Here is a 21,523-nt window from a genome sequence, read left to right as displayed (position 1 = left end):
TTTGCCCACGCATTTTTCCTCTACCCCGCCTTCGGCGCGCCCCDTCAACAAGAAGGGGCGCGCCTCCAGATGCGGCGWGGGGATGCCGGCCAGCGGCCGGCACTACCAGAGCACCGCCGGGCATGGCCCGGCGCTACCGATACCGCTTACCAGGTGTACTTGATGCGGCCGTACACGTACGCGCCGTTGAAGCCGAACGGCGAGTAGTTGCTGTACGGCAGCATGCCGAAGGTGGAGTTCTGCAGGTCTTCGGTGCGGTCCGGGTACTTGTCCAGCAGGTTGTCGGCGCCCACGGTCAGGGTCCAGTTGCTGCTCGGCTTGTAGCTGGCCGAGGCATCCACCACCCAGGCGTCGCCGTAGGTCTGGTCGCGCAGGGCGGTGGCCGAGTTGCGCACGGTGAACTTGCCGTAGCGGGTGGCAGCCAGGCCCAGTTCCCAGTGGTCCGAACGCCACGTGCCGCTCAGGATCGCCTTGTCGCGCGGATAGCTGTCCTCGATGCGGCCGATCTCATCGCGGCCGATCAGCGACTGGGTCAGGCCCAGCGTGCCGAACACCGCCGGGGTGCCGCCCACGCGACGCACTTCGGTGTCATTGAGGCTGTAGGCCGCGGTCAGCTCCAGGCTGCTGGCGCTGAACGGCACCGTGTAGCTGGAGACGAAGTCAACGCCACGGGTGCGTGTATCCAGCCCGTTGGTGAAGTACGAGAACGCGGTCACCTGCGGCAGGCCGAGACTGGACAGCAGCGCACTGCTGGCGGCGTTGGTGGTGATGCTGGACGACAGCGCGATGCGGTTGTCGATGTCGATCTGGTAGGCATCGACGGTGATGTACAGGCGGTCCACCGGCTGCAGCACCAGGCCCAGGCTGTAGGAGGTGGACGTTTCGGCCTTCAGCGGCGAGGCACCCAGCGCCTGTGCGGCCGCGCTGGTGGTCGGGAAGGTGCCGCGTTCAACGAACACGCCGTTGGTGAACTGGCTGGTGACGGCCTGGTAGCCCTGCTGCGCCAGCGATGGTGCACGGAAGCCGCTGGAGGCGGTTGCCCGCAGCGCGACCTTGTCGGTGAACGCATAGCGCGCCGACAGCTTGCCGGAGAAGCGGTCGCCGAAGTCCGAGTAGTCTTCATAGCGGCCGGTGATGCCGGCCGAGAACTTCTCGGTCAGGTCCGCTTCCAGGCCCGCATAGACCGCGTAGTTGTGGCGGTCGGCATGCACTTCGTTGGTCGGGGTGAAGCCACCGAAGCCCTGCGCGCCGCTGCCGGTATACGAATTCAGTTCGCCCGGCTTCTGGTCCCACTTCTCCTTGCGGTACTCACCGCCGAAGGACAGCGTGACCGGGTAGGCCAGGCCCCAGTCCAGCGACTTGGTCAGGTCGGCGTTGAAGATGTCCTGCTGGTACTTCAGGGTGCCGTCGTAGAACGAGCGCGGGCTGGTTGCACCCAGGCTGTAGTTGATGCTGTTGCGGGTGTGGAAGTCCAGGGTGTTCTCGCCGTGGTTCAGGCTCAGGTCCCAGGTCCAGCCGTTGTCGGTGTTGCCCTTGACCCCGGCCACCAGCGAGCGGTCCTTGGAATACTGGTTGATCTCCGGCACGAAGCCATCCGGGTAGGTCTGCGCCAGCAGCGCGGTCTGGTTCAGATGGTTGCGCGAGCGATAGAACGCGAACGAGGTGATGTCGCGGTTGCTCAGCAGCGCGCTGGCGTAGCCGGTCACGTGGTCGCTGAAGTCGAAGCTGGCGTTGACCGAAGCGGCGGTAGCGTCCACGCGCGGGTCGCCGACGATGAAGGTGGTCTGGCCGACGCTCGGGTAGTTGCCGGTGTTCGGCGTGGTGCCACGGTAAGGACCGGCGCGGTTGCTCTCGTCCTGCTGGCTGATCTGGCCGGCCACGTGCACGCGGCCGCGGCCGTTGCCGAACTCCACGCCGGTATCGCCGGAAAGCTGGTACTTGTTGCCGTCACCGGCCGAGTACTGGCCGTAGTCCACCGCCAGGCTGCCACCACTGCCGCTGCCCTTGAGCACGATGTTGATGACGCCGGCGATGGCATCCGAGCCGTATTGCGCCGACGCGCCGTCGCGCAGCACTTCCACGCGCTCGATGGCGGCGATCGGGATCGCGTTGATGTCCACCGCCGACGAGCCACGGCCGATGCTGCCGTTGACGTTGATCATCGCCGAGGTATGACGGCGCTTGCCGTTGACCAGCACCAGCACCTGGTCCGGCGACAGGCCACGCAGCTGCGCCGGGCGCACGCCGCTGGTGCCATCGGTCAGGGCCGGGCGCGGGAAGTTCAGCGAGGGCAGGGCGCGCGACAGCGCCGTGGCCAGTTCGCTGGTGCCGGTGGACTGCAGGGCTTCGGGGGTGATGATGTCGATCGGCGACTGCGATTCGGCCACCGTGCGGTCGGCCACGCGGGTACCGGTCACGATCACCGTGTCCAGGGTGTTGGCGGCGGTGCCGGCCTGCTGGGCAGCGGCAACGAACGGAGAGCCACCGAGTGCGACAGCGACGGCGGCGGCGATCAGGCTGGTCTTGCGGGTCATCGGGAGGGGGCTCCGGTTGGCGGGGGCGGCACCGGAATCGACATCACGGACGTGAGGCGGACGGCGGTTGTTGCGGTGCGCAAGGCAGGAATTAACGGGATATTCAGTGCCTGTCAAATGGTTGCAACAGGAAAAAAACGTTGCAGCAGCAACCATTTAGCGGCAGAGGGCGGCGGCGGGGGGSGGGGCCCGGGGGCTGCGCGGGGCCGACGAGGGAGAGAGTTGGCCTGCCGCCGCGCATCCCGGGGCGCGTCAAGTATTCGTTAACGCTAGAATTGCGTCGCAGGAACAGTGCTCACCAGCACATTCCATTCGGTTATATGGACCCCTCCCCCGATGATCTCCCTTCGTAATTTCGCCTTGCGCCGCGGCGAGCGGCTGCTGTTGTCCAATGTCGACCTGACCCTGCACGCCGGTTACCGGGTGGGCGTGGTCGGCCGCAATGGTGCTGGCAAGTCCAGCCTGTTCGCGGCGGTGAAGGGCGAGCTGGAGGCCGACAAGGGTGACGTCGACCTGCCCGGCAAGGTCCGTATCGCCAGCGTGGCGCAGGAAACCCCGTCGCTGCCGGACCCGGCGTTGAGCTTCGTGCTCGGTGGTGACATCGAAGTGGCCGCGGTGCTGGCCGCCGAGGCCGAGGCGACCGCCCGCGAAGACTGGGAAGCGGTGGCCGAGGCGCACACGAAGATGGCCGAGCTCAATGCCTACGACGCCGAAGCGCGTGCCGGCAAGCTGCTGCACGGCCTCGGTTTCCCGGCCGAGACCCATCACCGCGCGGTGTCCTCGTTCTCCGGCGGCTGGCGCGTGCGCCTGAACCTGGCACGCGCGCTGATGATGCCCAGCGACCTGCTGCTGCTGGACGAACCGACCAACCACCTGGATCTGGACGCGGTGTACTGGCTGGAGCAGTGGCTGCTGAAGTACCCCGGCACCCTGCTGCTGATCTCGCATGACCGCGAGTTCCTCGACAACGTGGCCACCCACACCCTGCACCTGCACGGTGGCGGCGCCAAGCTCTACCCGGGCGGCTACACCGACTTCGAGCGCCAGCGCGCCGAACAGCTGCGCCAGCAGCAGATCGCGCACGAGAAGGAACAGGCCGAGCGCGCCCACCTGCAGAGCTTCATCGACCGCTTCAAGGCGCAGGCCAGCAAGGCCGCGCAGGCGCAGAGCCGCATGAAGCGACTGGCCAAGCTGGCCGGCACCGAAGCGGTGCGCGCCGAGCGCGAGTTCCGCATCGAATTCGCGCCGCCGGCCAAGCTGCCGTTCTCGCTGATCCGCCTGAACCACGTCGAGGCCGGCTACGGCAAGGACGCGGTGATCCTGCACAACGTCGGCTTCGGCCTGGAAGCGGGCCAGCGCATCGGCCTGCTTGGCCCCAACGGTGCCGGTAAGACCACGCTGGTGAAGACCCTGGTGGGCGAGCTGGCGCCGATCGTCGGCGAGCGCATGGCGCACCCGGACCTGAAGATCGGCTACTTCGCCCAGCACACGGTGGAGTCGCTGCACGAAGGCCAGTCGCCGATGGAGCACTTCCGCGAGATCGCCCCGGATGCGCCGAACCAGTCGTTCCGCGACTTCCTCGGCAAGTGGAATTTCCCGGGCGACCGCGCGTTCGAGCCGGTCGATGGTTTCTCCGGTGGCGAGCGCGCCCGCCTGGCGCTGGCGCTGATCGCCTGGCAGCAGCCGAACGTGCTGCTGCTGGACGAACCGACCAACCACCTTGACCTGGAAATGCGCGAAGCGCTGGCCGAAGCACTGGCCACCTTCGAGGGCGCGATCGTGATGGTCTCGCATGACCGCCACCTGATCGGCCTGGTCTGCGATACCTACTGGCGCGTGGCCGATGGTGTGGTCGAGCCGTTCGACGGCGACCTCGATGCCTACGCCGCGTGGCTGCGTACCCGCCCGCAGGCGCAGGGCACCAAGGCGCGCATGGAGCAGGTGGAAGAGCCGGTGGTGGTCAAGACCGCTCCGGTGGCGCAGGTGGTGCAGAAGAAGCCGGTGAACCCGCACAAGCTGGCCGCCGCCGAAGCCAAGGTGGCCGAGCTGGAAGGTACGCTGGCCGAACTGGACCGGCAGCTGGCCGACCCGGCCAACTACGCCGATGCCACGCGCATGGCGGTGATCGGCCGTGACCGCGAAACCGCTGCGGCCCAGCTGGAAAAAGCCGAAGCCGCGTGGATGGAACTGCTGGAGTCCTGACCTGCAACCGAAAAAGGGGACGGAGGGGATTAAGTCGTTTGTGGCACAAACGACTTAATCCCCTCCGTCCCCTTTTTCATCCCTGCGCCTGCAGCCACTCGCGGAAGCGCTTGGCCGGCTCACGTTCGGCACGCGAGCGCAGCCGTGTCAGCCAGTAACGCCCCAGATCCAGCGTGGTGCCGAACGGCTGCAGCAGGCGTCCCTCGGCCAGTTCCTGTTCGAACATGCGCAGCGGCAGCAGGGCCACGCCCGCACCCCCGGCGGCGGCCATCGCCACCGTCAGCGACGAATCAAACACCGGCCCGCGGGCGTCCACGCCGCTGACGCCGGCTGCCTGCAGCCAGCGCGGCCACTCGTCGCTGCGGTAGGAGCGCAGCAGCGGCAGCGTGCCCAGGTCACGCGGCTGTTTCAGGCGCCGTGCCAGCGCCGGGGCGCACAGCGGCGCGAACGGCGCATCCAGAATCGCCGTGCAGGCCTGGCCCTGCCAGTCGCCATCGCCGAACCGGATTGCCAGGTCCAGGCCTTCACCGGCCAGGTCGATGCGGTTGTTGTGGGTCTGCAGGCGCAGCTCGATGTCCGGATGCGCGCTCTCGAACGCAGCCAGTCGTGGCAGCAGCCAGCCAGTGGCGAAGGTGCCGACCACGCCCAGGGTCAGCACCTCGCGGGCCGGGCCACCGGTGTAGCGCGCGATGCTGGCAGAGATGCGCTCGAACGATTCGTTGAGAACGGGATACAGCGCCGCACCTTCATCGGTGAGCGCCACGCCACGCGGCAGCCGATGGAACAGGCGGATGCCCAGCCGGTCCTCCAGGCCGCGGATCTGATGGCTCAGCGCGGCCTGGCTGACGCACAGCTCCAGTGCGGCACGGGTGAAGTTCTGGTGGCGGGCGGCGGCTTCGAAGGCACGCAGCGCGTTCAGCGGCAGAGTCGGGTGCAGCATCGTCGAGTCGTGAGCCTGGGTGATGGCTGATCCTAACGCCTGAACGGGAAATACCGTTAATCGCAGGGATTATCGTAATAGGCATCAATAAATCTAATGGCTGGTGCTGGGTTTTCGCGCTGGTCGTCCTGGCCGTGGGCTCCAATAATCGAATGGTCCCCAGGAGAACCCCGCATGCTCGCCCGTCGCCGATTCCTGCAGTTCAGTGGTGCCGCTGTTGCTTCCTCGCTTGCCCTGCCGTTGCTGGCACGTGCGGCGGGCGTGACGACCGCCGCCGCCCCGACCGATGCCGCCATCACCGCCGCCAGTGATTTCGCCGCGCTGGAGAAGGCCTGCGCAGGACGCTTGGGCGTAACCCTGCTCGATACCGCCAGCGGCCGCCGCGTCGGCCATCGCCAGGACGAGCGCTTCCCGATGTGCAGCACCTTCAAGAGCATGCTGGCCGCCACCGTGCTCAGCCAGGCCGAGCGCACCCCGTCGCTGCTCGACCGGCGCGTGCCGGTGCGCGAGGCCGACCTGCTCTCGCACGCACCGGTCACCCGTCGCCATGCCGGCAAGGACATGACCGTGCGCGACCTGTGCCGGGCCACGATCATCACCAGCGACAACACGGCTGCCAACCTGTTGTTCGGCGTGGTCGGCGGGCCGCCCGCGGTGACCGCGTTCCTGCGCGCCAGCGGCGATACGGTCAGCCGCAGCGACCGGCTGGAGCCGGAGCTGAACAGTTTCGCCAAGGGCGATCCACGCGACACCACCACGCCGGCGGCGATGGCCACGACCCTGCAGCGCGTGGTGCTGGGCGAGGTGCTGCAACCGGCTTCGCGACAGCAGTTGGCCGACTGGCTGATCGACAACGAAACCGGCGACGCCTGCCTGCGTGCGGGCCTCGGCAAGCGCTGGCGCGTTGGCGACAAGACCGGCAGCAATGGCGAGGACGCGCGCAACGATATTGCAGTGCTGTGGCCCGTGGCCGGGGGCGCGCCCTGGGTGCTGACCGCCTATCTGCAGGCGGGTGCGATCAGCTACGAGCAACGCGCTACCGTGCTGGCACAGGTGGGCCGCATCGCCGATCGCCTGATCGGATGAGGTAACCGGGAGTCATCCCGGGACGGCTTGCCGGATCGGTTCGGCGCGCGCATCCTGCGCGCGTTCGAACCCCACGGAAGACCCCGATGAGCCATGAGTTGATCTACCTGCTGCTGATCTTCGCGCTGCTGGTGATCCCGCGCGCGCTGCAGCGCTTCAGCCTGCCCGCACCACTGACCTGCCTGCTGTTCGGCATCATCGGCATGCTCTGGCTGGGCGACCAGGCCCACGATGCGGTGATCGGCCTGCTGGCCACGCTGGGTATTTCCTCGCTGTTCCTGTTCGCCGGCCTGGAAGTGGACCTGCAGGCGCTGCGCCGTGGCATGTGGCCGCTGCTGGCGCACCTGGTGATCCGCAGTGCGACGTTGTTCGGCGTGGGCTGGCTGGCCTGGCGCTATGCGGGGTTGCCATGGCAGGCCGCCGGCCTGTTGGCGCTGGCGCTGCTGACGCCCTCCACCGGCTTCATCATGGATTCGCTGTCGCGGCTGGGCCTCAGCGAAGACGAGCGGTTCTGGGTGACCAGCAAGGCCATTGCCGGTGAACTGCTGGCGCTGGCGGCGTTGTTCATCGTGCTGCAGGCCGGTGACCCGGGCCACATGGCGCTGTCCAGCCTGGCCCTGCTGGCGATGATGATCGGCCTGCCGCTGCTGTTCATCGCGCTGGGACGCTGGGTAGCGCCGCACGCGCCGGGTTCAGAGTTCTCGCTGCTGGTGATGGTGGGCATGGTGGCGGCCTACATCACCTACCTGCTGGGCGTGTATTACCTGGTGGGCGCGTTCATCGCCGGGCTGGTCGCGCGCCTGCTGCACCAGCGCATGCCGCTGCTGGCTTCGCACGAGAACCTGCACGCGCTGCGCCTGTTCGCGTCGTTCTTCGTGCCGTTCTACTTCTTCAACGCCGGCACAAAGGTGCCCAGTGAAGCGCTCAGCTTCGAGGCGCTGGGGCTGGGCATCGTGATCACCCTGGTGGTGCTGCCGCTGCGCATCGGCGTGGTCTGGCTGCAGCGCCGGGTGATGTTCGGCGAGAGCTTCCGCAGCAGTCTGCGGGTCTCGCTGGCACTGGCACCGACGCTGATCTTCACGCTGGTGCTGGCGGCGATCATGCGCGAGCGCTTCCAGATTCCGGCGGTGCTGTTCGGCGCGCTGCTGCTGTATGCGGCATTGACCACGCTGCTGCCGTCGCTGGTGTTCCGTACACCGTTTGACGTTGATCCGGTGGAGCAGGAGCCGGCCGGCGAGGGCGAGGCCGCACCGGTGGCGGCGACCGAAGCACTGCCGGCGGCATCGCCTGCCGAGCGCTGAGGGGCTGGGCGCGCGGTTTGCGCCCATCGGCCATGGCCGTTAGGGTTGGGGCATGAGACCGATTGCCGTTGCCACTACCGCCGCCCTCCTGCTCAGCCTCGCTGCATGCACGCAGCGCTCCGATACGGTCGCCCATGATCTGGCGACCGCACCGGCCGATGCGTTCATGGCCGCCATCGCCGCGCATTGCGGCCAGGCCTACGCCGGCAAGGTGGTGGAGGACACGCCGGCACCGACCGGCAAGGATCCGTTCGCCGGACAGCGCCTGGTGATGCATGTGCGCGGCTGTGCCGACCCGGCGCATGAGCTGCGCATCCCGTTCCATGTCGGTGATGACCACTCGCGGACCTGGGTGCTGACCCGCACGCCGAACGGGCTGCGCCTGAAACACGACCATCGCCACGAAGACGGCAGCCCCGACGCGATCACCCTGTACGGTGGCGACAGCACGCCGCCGGGAACCGCCGAACGCCAGCAGTTCCCGGCCGATGCCGATTCGGTGGCGATGTTCCGCCGCGCCGACATGCTGGCTTCCACGCACAACACCTGGGCGATGGAGATCGATCCGGACCAGACGTTCGTCTACGAGCTGACGCGCCCGGAGGGCCGCCGGTTCCGTGTGCAGTTCGACCTGAGCAAGCCGGTCGACCTGCCGCCGGCGCCGTGGGGCGACGAGAAGGCCCCTGCACCGTGATCGCGGGGTCGGAGCCCTCCGCAGGAGGGATCCGACCTCGGAAAAATCCCCAGTAGATCCACGCCATGCGTGGATGCGGGATGCCTGATGGGGTCAGAGCCCTGGCCGCTGGCCAGGGATCCGACCTCATGCTCAGCGCGTGCCGAAACGCGCGCGGCAGCCGTTGCTCACCCACACCTGGCCACGCGAGTAACCCCAGCTGCGGCCTTCCTGGCAGGCGCTGCCCGACAACTGCTGCTGCAGCACCGGCCGGCCCTGGCGGTCATCCCAGTCGCAGCTCTGCGAGCGGTTGTTGTTGCTGCTGCAGGTGACGGAATAGTTGCTGTTGCCACCGCCCCAGCCGCCACCGCCGCCGCCCCAGCCGCGGGCCTCGGCGAATTCGGCGCGGCAGCCATTGCTGACCCACACCGCGCCGTTGCGCACACCCCAGGTACGGCCCTCGTCGCAAGGACTGCCGGACAACTGGCGGACCAGGCGGGCATTGCGCCAGCCGACCGGGCAGCTGCGTTCGCGATTGTTCTGGCTTTCGCAGCGGATGGTCTCGCCGGGTCGACCGTTGTTGCCGCCCCAGCCACCGCCATTGCCGCCGCCCCAGCCACCGCGGGCCTCGACGAACTCGGCGCGGCAGCCGTTGGTGACCCAGATGCTGCCATTGCGGCTGCCCCAGGAGCGCCCTTCCTCGCAGGGGCTGCCAGACAACTGGCGGACCAGCTGCGCGCCGCGCCAGCCGGTGTTGCAGACCCGTTCGCGGTTGCTCTGGCTTTCGCAGCGGATCACCCCGTTCTGCGCAGAGGCGGACGGGGCGGGCAGGGCAAGGGTGCCCAGGGCACTAAGGCTGAGGGTCACGGCCAGGCTGGCCAGGGACAGCGGTTTCATGGCGGCATCCCATACGGTGGCAGGTGCCCGACTATAGGGAGGGGGGCGATCAAGCCGGCGTGACTGGCCGGATTTGCCCCGGCCGGGGCCTCGGCCGCAGAATACGAGGCTTTCCGGCCCCCATCCGGTGCCGGCGTTCTCCAGCGGAGCTTTCCCCCATGCGTACCCACTTCTGCGGCCTGGTCGACGAGACCCTGATTGGCCAGACTGTCACCCTCGCCGGCTGGACCGACGTGGCCCGTAACCAGGGCGGCGTCTGCTTCATCGATCTCCGGGATCATGAAGGCATCGTGCAGGTGACCGTGGAAGTCGACAACGCCGAAGTGTTCGCCGTGGCCGCGTCGCTGGGCTACGAGGACGTGCTGCAGGTGGAAGGCGTGGTGCGCGCCCGCCACGCGGTGAACGACAAGATGCGCACCGGCAAGGTGGAAGTGATCGCCACCACCATCACCGTGCTGAACAAGGCCGCGCCGCTGCCGTTCCACGCCCACGAGAACCCCGGCGAGGAAACCCGCCTGAAGTACCGTTACCTGGACCTGCGCCGCCCGGAAATGCAGCGCATGCAGCGCACCCGCATCAAGCTGGTGCAGGCCCTGCGCCGCCATCTGGACGAGAAGGGTTTCCAGGACATCGAGACCCCGATCCTGACCAAGGCCACCCCGGAAGGCGCGCGCGACTTCCTGGTGCCGGCGCGCATGCACCCGGGCGAGTTCTATGCCCTGCCGCAGAGCCCGCAGCTGTTCAAGCAGATCCTGATGGTGGCCGGCTTCGACCGCTACTACCAGATCGCGCGCTGCTTCCGCGATGAAGCCCTGCGTGCCGACCGCCAGCTCGAGTTCACCCAGCTGGACATGGAATTCGCCTTCGTGCGCGAGCGCGACGTGCAGGATTTCGTCGAGGACATGATCCGCGCCATCTTCAAGGAAGTGGTCGAGGTCGAGCTGGACGCCAGCTTCCCGCGCATGACTTGGGCCGAGGCGATGCGTCGCTACGGTTCGGACAAGCCGGACCTGCGCATCGCGCTGGAGCTGGTCGACGTGGCTGAGCTGGTCAAGGACAGCGAGTTCCCGGTGTTCACCGGCCCGGCCAATGATGCCGACGGCCGCGTCGCCGCGCTGCGCATCCCGGGCGGTGCGTCGCTGAGCCGCAAGCAGATCGACGAGTACGCCGCGCACGCCGCCAAGTACGGCGCCAAGGGCCTGGCCTACATCAAGATCGCCGACAACGGCGAAATCAGCTCGCCGATCCAGAAGTTCTTCAGCGAGCACTCGTTCGCTGCGCTGGTCGCCCACGTCGGCGCCGGCAACGGCGACATCGTGTTCTTCGGCGCCGGTGGCTACAACAAGGTCTCCGACTTCATGGGCGCGCTGCGCCTGAAGGCCGGCAAGGACTTCGGCCTTGTCGCCGACGGCTGGGCGCCGCTGTGGGTCACCGACTTCCCGATGTTCGAGTGGGACGAGGAAGAACAGCGCTACGTCGCCCTGCATCACCCCTTCACCGCACCGGCCGTGGACGACATCGCCGACCTGCGCGCCAATGCCCGTACCGCCGTCTCGCGCGGCTACGACATGGTGCTCAACGGCAATGAGATCGGCGGCGGTTCGATCCGTATCCACCGTCCGGACATGCAGAGCGCGGTATTCGAGCTGCTCGGCATCGGCGCCGAAGAAGCCCGCGCCAAGTTCGGATTCCTGCTGGACGCGCTGAACTACGGCGCGCCGCCGCACGGTGGCATCGCCTTCGGCATCGACCGCATCGCCGCGCTGATGGCCGGCACCGAGTCGATCCGCGACGTCATCCCGTTCCCGAAGACCACCGGTGCACAGGATCTGATGACCGACGCGCCGTCGCCGATCGTCGACGCACAGCTGGCCGAAGTGCACATCCAGGTTCGCCCCAAGACCAACTGATCAGGAGATCCAGGCAATGACCGAGTTCGCGTTTTCGCTGGAGTGGGAAAAGCTGGGCAATGAAGGCGCCGAGGCCAATCTGGTCACCGAGCGTGCACGCGTGTTCGGTGGTTGGCTGGTCCGCGTCGGTACCAACCCGGCGGCGATGGCCCTGACCTTCGTCGCCGACGGCGAAGGCCGCTGGGACGGTGAAGACTTCGGCGTCGAGGATTACGAGGACGACGAAGAGGAAGAGTACGACGAGGACGAGGAAGGCGAGGAAGAAGAGGACGAGGACGAAGAGGAATACGAGGAAGAGGACGAGGAAGACGAAGCAGCGGAATCGTCGGAAAAGGCTTGACCGCCCCCTCGCGCTGACGTCAACTTCCTGCATGTATTCGATCCGCCGCGCCACTGTGGACGACGCGCCGACCCTGTCGGCGCTGGCCGCCCGCACGTTCACCGAAACCTTCGGCCATCTGTATCCGCCGCAGGACCTTCAGGCCTTCCTTGAGGAGGCCTATACGGTCGAGCGCCAGCGCGTGATCCTGGCCCACCCGGATTACGCGGTGTGGCTGCTGGAGCTGGACGGGGAGGCGGTCGGCCATGCCGCCGCCGGCCCCTGTGGCCTGCCGCACCCGGACGTGAAGCCCGGTGACGGCGAACTCAAGCGCCTGTACCTGATCAAGACCCAGCAGAGCTGTGGCTGGGGCAGCCGCCTGCTGGAAACCGCGCTGGCCTGGCTGGAACACGAAGGCCCGCGCACCCTGTGGCTGGGCGTGTGGTCGGAAAACTTCGGCGCGCAGCGCTTCTACGCCCGCTATGGTTTCGAGAAGGCCGGCGAATACCTGTTCCCGGTGGGCGACACCCACGATCTCGAATTCATCCTGCGCCGCGCACCGCGCGCGGCCTGACGTTCACCGCCGCTTGCTGCGCGCGCGTGTTCAATCACCGTACGTTCCTGCCCCGCTGACTGCCAGGCTGTTTGCATGACTCCCCCCGTATTGCTGCTGCATGGCATCTGGAATGCCCGCGCCTGGGTCGGGCCGCTGGCCTGGCGCCTGCGAGCGCGTGGCTTCCAGGTGCACGCGTTTGGCTATTCCTCGGTGTTCGGTGGCCCGGACGTGGCCGTACCGCAGCTGCTGGAGAGGCTGGCCGATGCCGGGCCGTTGTCGCTGGTCGGTCACAGCCTGGGGGGATTGCTCGCGCTGGAGGCCTTGCGCCGCCAGCCGCAGCTTGATGTGCAGCGCGTGGTCTGCCTGGGCTCGCCGCTGCGCGGCAGCGGTACCGCGCGCTCGTTGTCCGAGCACGGTTGGGGCCTGGCGCTGGGCCGCAGCAGCGAGCTGCTGCTGGACGGCCTGCCGGACTGGCAGGGCAAGGCCGAGGTCGGCCTGATCGCCGGTTCGGTGCCGCACGGTCTGGGCAGCCTGCTGGGCGCGATGGACGACGCCTCCGACGGCACCGTGGCCCTGGCCGAAACCCGGCTGCCAGGCCTGGCCGACCATTGCGTGGTGCGTACCAGCCACAGTGGCCTGGTGGTGTCGCCCGACGCTGCCCGGCAGACCGCGCATTTCCTGCGCCACGGCCAGTTCGACCACAGCCGCGACGCCGCCGCCGCGTAAGGCCCGGCGGTGGGACCGTTCTGTAGAGCCGAGCCCACGCTCGGCTGCTGTCCGGTCAGGCGCCGCTGAGCCGAGCATCGGCTCGGCTCTACGACAGTACGGCCCTAGACACGGTTGCCGCGCCCGATCAGGTAGAATCCGCGCCTTGATCCTGAAGCAGCCAGACGGTAGCACCCATGGGTAGAGGCCCCTCCATCGAAGCCCGCAAGAACGCGTCCGACGCGAAGCGCGGCAAGATTTTCACCAAGATCATCCGTGAGATCGGCGTTGCCGCGCGCGGCGGTGGAGGCGACCCCAACAACAACCCGCGCCTGCGCGTGGCGATGGACAAGGGCCTGGCCGTGAACATGTCCAAGGACGTGATCGAACGCGCCATCAAGAAGGCCACCGGTGAACTGGAGGGCGTCGATTACGAGGAAATCCGCTACGAGGGCTACGCCCCGGGTGGCGTGGCCGTGATCGTCGACTGCCTGACCGACAACCGCGTGCGCACCGTGGCCGATGTCCGCCATGCGTTCAGCAAGTGCGGCGGCAACATGGGCACCGAGGGCTCGGTGGCCTTCATGTTCAAGCGCCTGGGCGTGCTCAGCTTCGCCCCGGGCGCCGACGAGGAAGCCATCACCGAAGCGGCCATCGAGGCCGGCGCCGATGATATCGTGGTCTATCCGGACGATGGCTCGATCGACGTGGTCACCAGCCCTGACGCGTTCAACGCGGTCAAGGATGCAATGACCGCTGCCGGCCATGTTGCCGACCACGCCGAGATCACCTTCCGCGCCGACAACGACATCAAGGTCGAAGGCGACGTCGCCCTTCAGGTCAAGAAGCTGCTGGACATGCTGGAAGACCTGGATGACGTGCAGGACGTGTACTCCAACGCCGAACTCGGCGCCGACGCCTACGCCTGAGCCGTCTTCGACGGCCTGGGCGCGGGCCGTTGAACGGTCACCGCGGACAGTCATGAGCCCATACGCCTGCCAGCGCATCCCGTTCCGCTCCGCCAGGAGTGCAGCATGACCCGCATCCTCGGCATCGACCCCGGTTCGCAGCGGACCGGGGTCGGCATCATTGATGTCGATGCCGCCGGCCGCGTCAGCCACGTGCATCACCAGCCGCTGGTGCTGCTGGGCGCCGACGACTTCCCGCAGCGCATGAAGCTGCTGGTGCTGGGCCTGGCCGATCTGTGCCGGGAATACCAGCCCAATGAAGTGGCCATCGAAAAGGTGTTCATGGCCCGCAATCCCGATTCGGCACTGAAGCTGGGCCAGGCCCGTGGCGCGGCGATCTCGGCCGTGGTGCTGCGCGACCTGCCGGTGCACGAATATGCTGCCAGCGAGATCAAACTGGCGGTGGTGGGGCGTGGTGGCGCCGAAAAGCAACAGGTTCAACACATGGTCGGGCTCATGCTCAACCTGAAAACCAAGCTGCAGGCCGACGCGGCCGACGCGTTGGCGGTGGCGATCACCCATGCCCACGTAAGGGCAACGGCCAACCGCCTGGGGCTCAGTGCCCGCCAGGCGTGGGGCCGCAAATGAGGAGCTGCACGCAATGATCGGTCGACTGCGCGGCATCGTCGCCTACAAGGCGCCGCCGTGGCTGGTGGTGGACGTGAACGGAGTGGGCTACGAGCTGGAGGCGCCGATGAGCACCTTCTACGACCTGCCCGAGCTCGGCCGCGAGGTCACCCTGTACACCCATTACTCGCAGAAGGAAGACAGCGTTTCGCTGTACGGCTTCCTGCGCGAGGGCGAGCGGCGCCTGTTCCGCGACGTGCAGAAGGTCAGTGGCATCGGTGCGAAGATCGCGCTGGCTGTGCTGTCCGGCGTCACCGTCGAGGAGTTCGCGCGCATGGTCCAGGCCGGTGACATCACCGCGCTGACCCGCATTCCGGGCATCGGCAAGAAGACCGCCGAGCGCATGGTGCTGGAGCTGCGTGACCGCGCCGCCCAGTTCGGTGCTGGTGGCGCGCTGCCCACCGGCAGTGGCCCGGCCCCGGCCGACCCGCTGTCCGATGCCACCGTGGCGCTGCAGCAGCTGGGCTACAAGCCGGCTGAAGCCGCGCGCATGGCCCGCGACGCCTTCAATGAAGGCGACGAAGTGGCCACCGTGATCCGCAAGGCGCTGCAGTCGGCGCTGCGCTGATCCGCCTTCCTTTCCTTCAACGAACCGCCTGAGCTTCGCCAGGAGTCCCATGTCCAGCAGTCAAACCCCGCACGCAGCCGCCCCCGGCGGCCACGGTCACGCTCCTCCAGCCGGAGGCATGGCGCTGATCATCGGTGCGATCGGCGTGGTCTTCGGCGATATCGGTACCAGCCCGCTGTACACCCTGAAGGAGGCGTTCTCGCCGCACTACGGGCTCAACAGTGACCACGACACCGTGCTGGGCGTGCTGTCGCTGGCGTTCTGGGCGCTGAACATCGTGGTCACGCTGAAGTACGTGACCATCATCATGCGCGCCGACAATGACGGCGAGGGTGGCATCATGGCGCTGATGGCGCTGACCCAGCGCACGCTGCGCAACGGGTCGCGCTCGGCCTATGTGGTGGGCATCCTCGGCATCTTCGGCGCCTCGCTGTTCTTCGGCGATGGCGTGATCACCCCGGCGATCTCGGTACTGGGCGCGGTCGAAGGCCTGGAGGTGGCCGCCCCCGGCCTGCATGCCTTCATCGTGCCGATCACCGTGGTGGTGCTGTTGATGGTGTTCGCCGCGCAGCGCTTCGGTACCGAGAAGATCGGCAAGGCCTTCGGCCCGATCACCTCGGTGTGGTTCATCTCGCTGGCGGCGATCGGCATCTACAACATCGTCGACGCGCCGGAAGTGCTCAAGGCCTTCAACCCGTGGTGGGCGATCCGCTTCTTCATGGAGCACAGCTGGCACGGCATCTTCATCCTGGGTGCGGTAGTGCTGGCGGTGACCGGCGGCGAAGCGCTGTACGCCGACATGGGCCATTTCGGCGCCAAGCCGATCCGCCACGCCTGGTACTTCTTCGTGCTGCCGTGCCTGGTGCTGAACTACCTGGGGCAGGGCGCGCTGGTGCTCAACCATCCCGAGGCGCTGAAGAACCCGTTCTTCGAGGCCGTGCCGTCGTGGGCGCTGTACCCGATGATCATCCTGGCCACGATGGCGGCGGTGATCGCCTCGCAGTCGGTCATCACCGGCGCGTTCTCGGTCTCGCGCCAGGCCATGCAGCTGGGCTACATCCCGCGCATGCGCATCAAGCATACCTCGCACGACACCATCGGCCAGATCTACATCCCGGGCATCAACTGGGGCATCGCGGTGATGGTGATCGGCCTGGTGCTGGCCTTCCGCAGCTCGTCCAACCTGGCGGTGGCCTACGGCATCTCGGTGTCGGCCACCATGCTGATCGATACCCTGCTGCTGGCCCTGGTGGCGCGCTCGTTGTGGCCGAAGGCACGCGCCTGGCTGCTGCCGCTGTGCGTGGTGTTCTTCATCATCGACCTCGGCTTTGTCATCGCCAACGGCGCCAAGCTGCTGCAGGGTGCCTGGTTCCCGGTGGTGCTGGGCATCTTCCTGTTCACCATGATGCGCACCTGGCGCCGTGGCCGCGAGCTGCTGCGCGATGAGATCCGCAAGGACGGCATCCGCCTGGATACCTTCCTGCCGGGCCTGATGCTGGCGCCGCCGGTGCGCGTGCCGGGCACAGCAGTGTTCCTCACCGCCGACCCGACCGTGGCCCCGCACGCGCTGATGCACAACCTCAAGCACAACAAGGTGCTGCATGAGCGCAACGTGTTCCTGCACGTGGTCACGCTGCCTGTGCCGTACGCGCCGGAGGGGCAGCGGCTGAAGATCGAATCGGTGGGCGACGAGTTCTACCGGGTCTACGTGCGCTTCGGTTTCATGGAGACCCCGGACGTGCCGCTGGCGCTGATGCGCTCGTGCGACCACGGCGGCATCTACTTCGACCCGATGGACACCACCTTCTTCGCCAGTCGCGAGACCATCGTGGCCACCGCCAACCGCGGCATGCCGATCTGGCGCGACAAGCTGTTCGCGCTGATGCACCGGAATGCCGCGCCGGCGACGGGGTTCTTCCGGATTCCGGGCAACCGTCTGGTGGAACTCGGCGCGCAGGTGGAGATCTGACGCGTGCGGGGTCGGATCCCTTTTCCGCAGGAAAAGGGCTCTGACGCCATGTTTCGCGCGTCCGGGAGTGGGGTCAGAGCCGTTTTCCGTTGGAAAACGGATCCGACCCCGACCGGTCGGGTAGTGCCGGCCGCTGGCCGGCATCCCGCGATGCCACGGGTGTTCATGCGATTGCCGGCCAGCGGCCGGCACTACCGTGCTTCCGGCCCCGGAATGCGCCCATTTACCGCATAATCACGGCATGACCGACGACCGCATCATCGGCGCCGGCGCCACCCGCGAGGATGACGCCGCCGACGCCAGCATCCGCCCCAAGCGCCTTGCCGACTACCTCGGCCAGGTGCCGGTGCGCGAGCAGATGGAAATCTACATCCAGGCGGCCAAGGGGCGTGGCGACGCGCTCGACCACGTACTGATCTTCGGGCCGCCGGGCCTGGGCAAGACCACCCTCAGCCACGTCATCGCCAACGAACTGGGCGTGGCCCTGCGCGTGACCTCCGGCCCGGTGATCGAAAAGGCCGGCGACCTGGCCGCGCTGCTGACCAACCTGCAGCCGCACGACGTGCTGTTCATCGACGAGATCCATCGCCTGTCGCCGGTGGTGGAAGAAGTGCTGTACCCGGCGATGGAAGACTTCCAGATCGACATCATGATCGGCGAGGGCCCCGCGGCGCGCTCGATCAAGATCGACCTGCCGCCGTTCACCCTGATCGGCGCCACCACCCGCGCCGGCCTGCTGACCGCGCCGCTGCGCGACCGCTTCGGCATCGTCCAGCGCCTGGAGTTCTACAGCGTCGAGGAACTGACCCGGATCGTGCGCCGCTCCGCCAGCATCCTCGGCATCGACTGCACCGCCGATGGCGCAGGGGAGATCGCGCGCCGCGCGCGTGGTACCCCGCGTATCGCCAACCGCCTGCTGCGACGCGTGCGCGACTATGCCCAGGTCAAGGCCGGTGGCCACATCGACGAGCCCGTGGCCCAGGCCGCGATGAAGATGCTCAAGGTCGACCCGGAAGGCTTCGACGAGCTTGACCGGCGCCTGCTCAAGACCCTGGTCGACTACTTCGAAGGTGGCCCGGTCGGCATCGAATCGCTGGCCGCGGCGCTGTCCGAAGAGCGCGGCACGCTGGAAGACGTGGTCGAGCCCTACCTGATCCAGCAGGGCTTCCTGGTGCGCACTGCGCGTGGCCGCATGGCCACCCACAAGGCCTACCGGCACATGGGCCTGAAACCCAAGAACCCGCCGCAGGACCTGTTCGCCGAGGTTCCCGATGTCGGTTGAGCCGCGATTCAGTTGGCCGACACGCATTTACTGGGAAGATACCGATGCCGGTGGCGTGGTCTACCACGCCCGGTACGTGGCCTTCATGGAACGGGCCCGGACCGAATGGATGCGCGCGCTGGGCTACGGCCAGGAGCGCATGCGCATCGAGCACGGCATGATCTTCGCGGTGCGCTCGATGCAGATGGATTTCATCAGGCCGGCACGGCTGGATGACACCCTGCAGGTGAGCGCCCGCCTGGTCCAGCTGAAGAAGGCCAGCATGGTCTTCGAGCAGCAGATCCTGCGCGATGGCGAACTGCTGCTGTCGGCCCAGGTCCGCATCGCCGCACTGGAAGCGGCCAGTTTCCGCCCGCGTGGCATGGACGACGCCGTCCTTGCCATGCTGCAACCCCACCTCCACCCCGAATCCGAACTTTGAGGAACAACGGATGATCGCAACGCTCCTGGCCCTGCAGGCCACGGTCACCGAGGCACTGCCGGCCGACGTCAGCAACGCCGCGACCCAGACCCTTGCCCAGGCCACCACCGGCGGCGGCATCAACTACCTCGAGCTGATGGCCAAGGCCAGCCTGCCGGTGAAGATCATCGTGCTGCTGCTGCTGGTCGGCTCGTTCGTCAGCTGGGTGATCATTTTCCGCAAGGCCCGCGTGTTCAAGCAGGCCACCCGTGAAGCCGACGAGTTCGAGAACCGCTTCTGGTCCGGTGCCGACCTGGGCAAGCTGTACAGCTCGGCCACCGATCGCAGCCGCAATGTTGGCGGTCTGGAAGCGATCTTCGAAGCCGGTTTCCGCGAATACACCCGCCTGCGCGACAAGCGCAGGCTGGATGGCCGCGCGCAGCTGGAAGGCGCGCAGCGTGCCATGCGCACCACCTACACCCGCGAAGTCGACCAGCTCGAGCGCAACCTGGAACTGCTGGCCAACATCGGCTCGACCGCCCCGTACGTGGGCCTGGTCGGCACCGTGTTCGGCATCATGGTGACCATGCACGACATGATCAGCAGCGGTGCGCAGGCCGGCATCGCCGCCGTCGCCCCGGGCATCTCCGAAGCGCTGTTCGCCACCGCCATCGGCCTGTTCGTGGCCATCCCGGCGGTGTGGGCCTACAACCGCTTCACCACCCGCGTTGAGCGCATGTCGGTGCGGTTCGAGACCTTTGCCGAAGAGTTCAGCTCCATCCTGCAGCGCCAGAGCGCTGGCGACGAGTAAGCGCCTGACCCGGGAGTCCAAGCCATGTCCGCTGCCATCGGTCGCCGCAAGCGCCGCAAGCTGAAATCGGAAATCAACGTCGTTCCCTACATCGACGTCATGCTGGTGCTGCTGATCATCTTCATGGTCACCGCGCCGCTGCTCACGCTGAGCTTCGACGTCGACCTGCCGCAATCCAACGCCAAGGCGCTGGAAAGCAAGCAGGACCCGGTGATCGTCTCGGTGCGCCAGGACGGCCAGCTCAGCCTGAAGCTGCCCGATGCCAAGGAACCCACCGCCGTGTCGGCCGAGGAACTGGAAGGCCGCCTGGCCGGCATCGCCGCCCAGGACAAGGGCGTGCGCGTGATCGTCGCCGCCGACCGCGCCGTGGCCTATGAAAAGGTCATCGCCGCGATGGACGTGATCAAGCGCGCCAAGGTAGACAAGGTAGGCCTGGCCACCGATGCACGCTGACGCCCTGCCACCTCCACAGCAGCGTGAACCCGGCTGGGGCCTGCCCCTGGCGCTGGCGTTGCTGGTGCACCTGCTGGTCGCGCTGGTGTTCATCGTGGCCTGGTTCTGGTCACCCGAGCGCAACACCGACGCCGCCGCCGGTGATCCGTCGGTCGAGGCCAGCCTGGCGCTGTCTGCGTCGGAGGCCTCCGCCGCGCACCAGGCCCTGCGCCAGTCGGAAAAGCTGGAGGACCTGCCGCCGCCGGTGGCCGAGCCGGTCCCGGTGCCGGAAGACACCATTCCGCCGCCGCAGCCCATCCCCGAACCGCGCCCGCAGGACGCCCCCACGCCGCAGCAGCAACAGGCGCAGGAGCGCGTCGCGCAGCCGGACACCAAGGACCAGGAAGCGGTGAGCGCGCTGGCCATCTCGCAGGAGAAGGCCAGGCAGGAGCAGGAAGCCAAGCGCCGCCAGGAGCAGATCGACCTGACCGAACGCAAGCGCCAGGAAGAAGCGGAGCAGAAGCTGCGCCTGGCCAAGCAGCAGGAAGCGGACGAGAAGAAGAAGCAGGCCGAGCAGGAGCGCGTGGCCGCTGACAAGGCCGAGGCCGAGAAGCAGAAGAAGATCGCCGAGATCCGCGCCCGCCGCGAGCAGGCCGAGAAGGAAGCCAAGCTGGCCGAGCAGAAGCTGCGCCAGGTGGCCGCCGCGCGCAACGCTGCCGGCAGTGCCGCCGCCGGTGCCAGCGGCGCATCCCAGCCGGCCGCCGGTGGTGGTGGCAACAGCGACGATCTTTCGGCCAAGTACGCCGCCGCGATCCAGGCCAAGGTGCTGTCGCAGTGGGTGCGCCCGGATACGGTGCCGCTGGGCCAGCGCTGCCAGATCACCATCACCCAGATTCCGGGTGGTACGGTGATGCAGGCCAAGGTCAGCCCGAACTGCCCGTACGACGAGGCCGGCAAGCGTTCGATCGAAGCCGCCGTGCTCAATGCGCAGCCGTTGCCGTACCGCGGCTTTGAATCGGTGTTCGCGCGCACGCTCAACTTCACCTTCACCGCCCAGGATCGCTGAGGCGGCCGGGCAGGGCGGCCAGCACGGCCGCTCGTGCCCAGGGTTGTCGTGCCTGCCTCTGGTGGGCCCGGTTCCGGTCGGGCAGTCTGTGGACTGCTGTCGAACTCCGTCCAGCAGGGCGGAGTGACGGGGCAGACGGGCGCGATGTTAGCCACGACGTTAACGGTGCGTGAGAGGACGGGCTGGAACTGACCCGGAATTCACGTACCCTTGGTTCATGATTGCGAAGCGGTTCACTTCCGCTTTGTTATCCCTCGTTCCGGTTTCCCCCTATTGA

General features: G+C 67.6%; 20 protein-coding genes. 17 read left to right on the top strand and 3 right to left on the bottom strand.

Going from position 1 to position 21,523, the window contains the following annotated elements; genetic code table 11:
- Nucleotides 1–146 precede the first annotated feature (146 nt).
- Nucleotides 147–2,534 carry a TonB-dependent receptor plug domain-containing protein gene (locus D7T59_RS09880; protein WP_180852437.1) on the bottom strand — a complete coding sequence of 796 codons (2,388 nt, stop codon included), beginning with the start codon at nucleotides 2,532–2,534 and terminating at the stop codon, nucleotides 147–149.
- Between the two features lie 336 nt (nucleotides 2,535–2,870).
- On the opposite strand from D7T59_RS09880, the gene D7T59_RS09875 reads away from it, so the two are divergent.
- Nucleotides 2,871–4,736, top strand: coding sequence for an ABC-F family ATP-binding cassette domain-containing protein (locus tag D7T59_RS09875; protein ID WP_164138039.1), 1,866 nt, complete (start codon nucleotides 2,871–2,873; stop codon nucleotides 4,734–4,736).
- A 76-nt stretch (nucleotides 4,737–4,812) separates the two neighbouring features.
- On the opposite strand, the gene ampR is transcribed toward D7T59_RS09875, so the two are convergent.
- Nucleotides 4,813–5,676 carry a LysR family transcriptional regulator AmpR gene (ampR, locus tag D7T59_RS09870; protein WP_180852436.1) on the bottom strand — a complete coding sequence of 288 codons (864 nt, stop codon included), beginning with the start codon at nucleotides 5,674–5,676 and terminating at the stop codon, nucleotides 4,813–4,815.
- 174 nt (nucleotides 5,677–5,850) lie between these two features.
- Here ampR and blaL2 point away from each other — a divergent pair, with 174 nt between their 5' ends.
- The 3 genes from blaL2 to D7T59_RS09855 all read left to right on the top strand — a co-directional run bounded on the left by blaL2 (nucleotide 5,851) and on the right by D7T59_RS09855 (nucleotide 8,757).
- Nucleotides 5,851–6,762 (top strand): L2 family extended-spectrum class A beta-lactamase, encoded by a 912-nt coding sequence (gene blaL2, locus D7T59_RS09865; protein ID WP_180852435.1) that lies wholly within the window; start codon nucleotides 5,851–5,853, stop codon nucleotides 6,760–6,762.
- Between the two features lie 86 nt (nucleotides 6,763–6,848).
- Nucleotides 6,849–8,063, top strand: a complete 1,215-nt coding sequence (locus tag D7T59_RS09860; protein WP_180852434.1) for a cation:proton antiporter — start codon at nucleotides 6,849–6,851, stop codon at nucleotides 8,061–8,063.
- A 52-nt stretch (nucleotides 8,064–8,115) separates the two neighbouring features.
- Nucleotides 8,116–8,757 carry a hypothetical protein gene (locus D7T59_RS09855; RefSeq protein ID WP_164138031.1) on the top strand — a complete coding sequence of 214 codons (642 nt, stop codon included), beginning with the start codon at nucleotides 8,116–8,118 and terminating at the stop codon, nucleotides 8,755–8,757.
- A gap of 132 nt (nucleotides 8,758–8,889) precedes the next feature.
- On the opposite strand, the gene D7T59_RS09850 is transcribed toward D7T59_RS09855, so the two are convergent.
- Nucleotides 8,890–9,633: a DUF3011 domain-containing protein gene (locus D7T59_RS09850; protein WP_180852433.1), complete on the bottom strand. Its 744-nt coding sequence runs from the start codon at nucleotides 9,631–9,633 to the stop codon at nucleotides 8,890–8,892.
- A 158-nt stretch (nucleotides 9,634–9,791) separates the two neighbouring features.
- On the opposite strand from D7T59_RS09850, the gene aspS reads away from it, so the two are divergent.
- The 13 genes from aspS (at nucleotide 9,792) to tolA (ending at nucleotide 21,246) form a co-directional block, all read left to right on the top strand.
- Nucleotides 9,792–11,543 carry an aspartate--tRNA ligase gene (aspS, locus tag D7T59_RS09845; RefSeq protein WP_180852432.1) on the top strand — a complete coding sequence of 584 codons (1,752 nt, stop codon included), beginning with the start codon at nucleotides 9,792–9,794 and terminating at the stop codon, nucleotides 11,541–11,543.
- A 16-nt stretch (nucleotides 11,544–11,559) separates the two neighbouring features.
- Nucleotides 11,560–11,883, top strand: a complete 324-nt coding sequence (locus D7T59_RS09840) for a DNA primase (protein ID WP_180852431.1) — start codon at nucleotides 11,560–11,562, stop codon at nucleotides 11,881–11,883.
- Between the two features lie 31 nt (nucleotides 11,884–11,914).
- On the top strand, nucleotides 11,915–12,436 hold the full coding sequence (locus D7T59_RS09835) for a GNAT family N-acetyltransferase (protein WP_180852430.1): 522 nt from the start codon (nucleotides 11,915–11,917) through the stop codon (nucleotides 12,434–12,436).
- Between the two features lie 75 nt (nucleotides 12,437–12,511).
- On the top strand, nucleotides 12,512–13,144 hold the full coding sequence (locus D7T59_RS09830; RefSeq protein WP_164138022.1) for an esterase/lipase family protein: 633 nt from the start codon (nucleotides 12,512–12,514) through the stop codon (nucleotides 13,142–13,144).
- Nucleotides 13,145–13,320: 176 nt separating this feature from the next.
- Complete coding sequence (locus D7T59_RS09825; RefSeq protein WP_099552808.1) at nucleotides 13,321–14,052, top strand: YebC/PmpR family DNA-binding transcriptional regulator; 732 nt, start codon at nucleotides 13,321–13,323, stop codon at nucleotides 14,050–14,052.
- Between the two features lie 105 nt (nucleotides 14,053–14,157).
- Nucleotides 14,158–14,679: a crossover junction endodeoxyribonuclease RuvC gene (ruvC, locus tag D7T59_RS09820; protein WP_008268142.1), complete on the top strand. Its 522-nt coding sequence runs from the start codon at nucleotides 14,158–14,160 to the stop codon at nucleotides 14,677–14,679.
- Between the two features lie 13 nt (nucleotides 14,680–14,692).
- Nucleotides 14,693–15,286 carry a Holliday junction branch migration protein RuvA gene (ruvA, locus tag D7T59_RS09815; RefSeq protein WP_005410756.1) on the top strand — a complete coding sequence of 198 codons (594 nt, stop codon included), beginning with the start codon at nucleotides 14,693–14,695 and terminating at the stop codon, nucleotides 15,284–15,286.
- A gap of 118 nt (nucleotides 15,287–15,404) precedes the next feature.
- A complete protein-coding gene (locus D7T59_RS09810; RefSeq protein ID WP_180848865.1) occupies nucleotides 15,405–17,255 on the top strand; it encodes a potassium transporter Kup in 1,851 nt (616 codons plus the stop codon).
- A gap of 241 nt (nucleotides 17,256–17,496) precedes the next feature.
- On the top strand, nucleotides 17,497–18,537 hold the full coding sequence (gene ruvB, locus D7T59_RS09805) for a Holliday junction branch migration DNA helicase RuvB (RefSeq protein ID WP_164138017.1): 1,041 nt from the start codon (nucleotides 17,497–17,499) through the stop codon (nucleotides 18,535–18,537).
- Nucleotides 18,527–18,958, top strand: a complete 432-nt coding sequence (gene ybgC, locus D7T59_RS09800) for a tol-pal system-associated acyl-CoA thioesterase (protein ID WP_106551053.1) — start codon at nucleotides 18,527–18,529, stop codon at nucleotides 18,956–18,958. Before ruvB ends, ybgC begins: the two co-directional genes overlap by 11 nt.
- Before the next feature lie 10 nt (nucleotides 18,959–18,968).
- Complete coding sequence (gene tolQ, locus D7T59_RS09795) at nucleotides 18,969–19,748, top strand: protein TolQ (RefSeq protein ID WP_006438802.1); 780 nt, start codon at nucleotides 18,969–18,971, stop codon at nucleotides 19,746–19,748.
- A gap of 24 nt (nucleotides 19,749–19,772) precedes the next feature.
- Nucleotides 19,773–20,201 (top strand): protein TolR, encoded by a 429-nt coding sequence (gene tolR / locus D7T59_RS09790; RefSeq protein ID WP_005410751.1) that lies wholly within the window; start codon nucleotides 19,773–19,775, stop codon nucleotides 20,199–20,201.
- Complete coding sequence (gene tolA / locus D7T59_RS09785; protein WP_180852429.1) at nucleotides 20,191–21,246, top strand: cell envelope integrity protein TolA; 1,056 nt, start codon at nucleotides 20,191–20,193, stop codon at nucleotides 21,244–21,246. Before tolR ends, tolA begins: the two co-directional genes overlap by 11 nt.
- The last annotated feature ends 277 nt before the right edge of the window (nucleotides 21,247–21,523 follow it).

It is taken from the genome of Stenotrophomonas maltophilia, assembly GCF_013464915.1.
Lineage (GTDB): Bacteria > Pseudomonadota > Gammaproteobacteria > Xanthomonadales > Xanthomonadaceae > Stenotrophomonas > Stenotrophomonas maltophilia_AT.
Note: the sequence above shows the minus strand (reverse complement) of the source record. Positions and strands in the feature narration are given on the sequence as shown.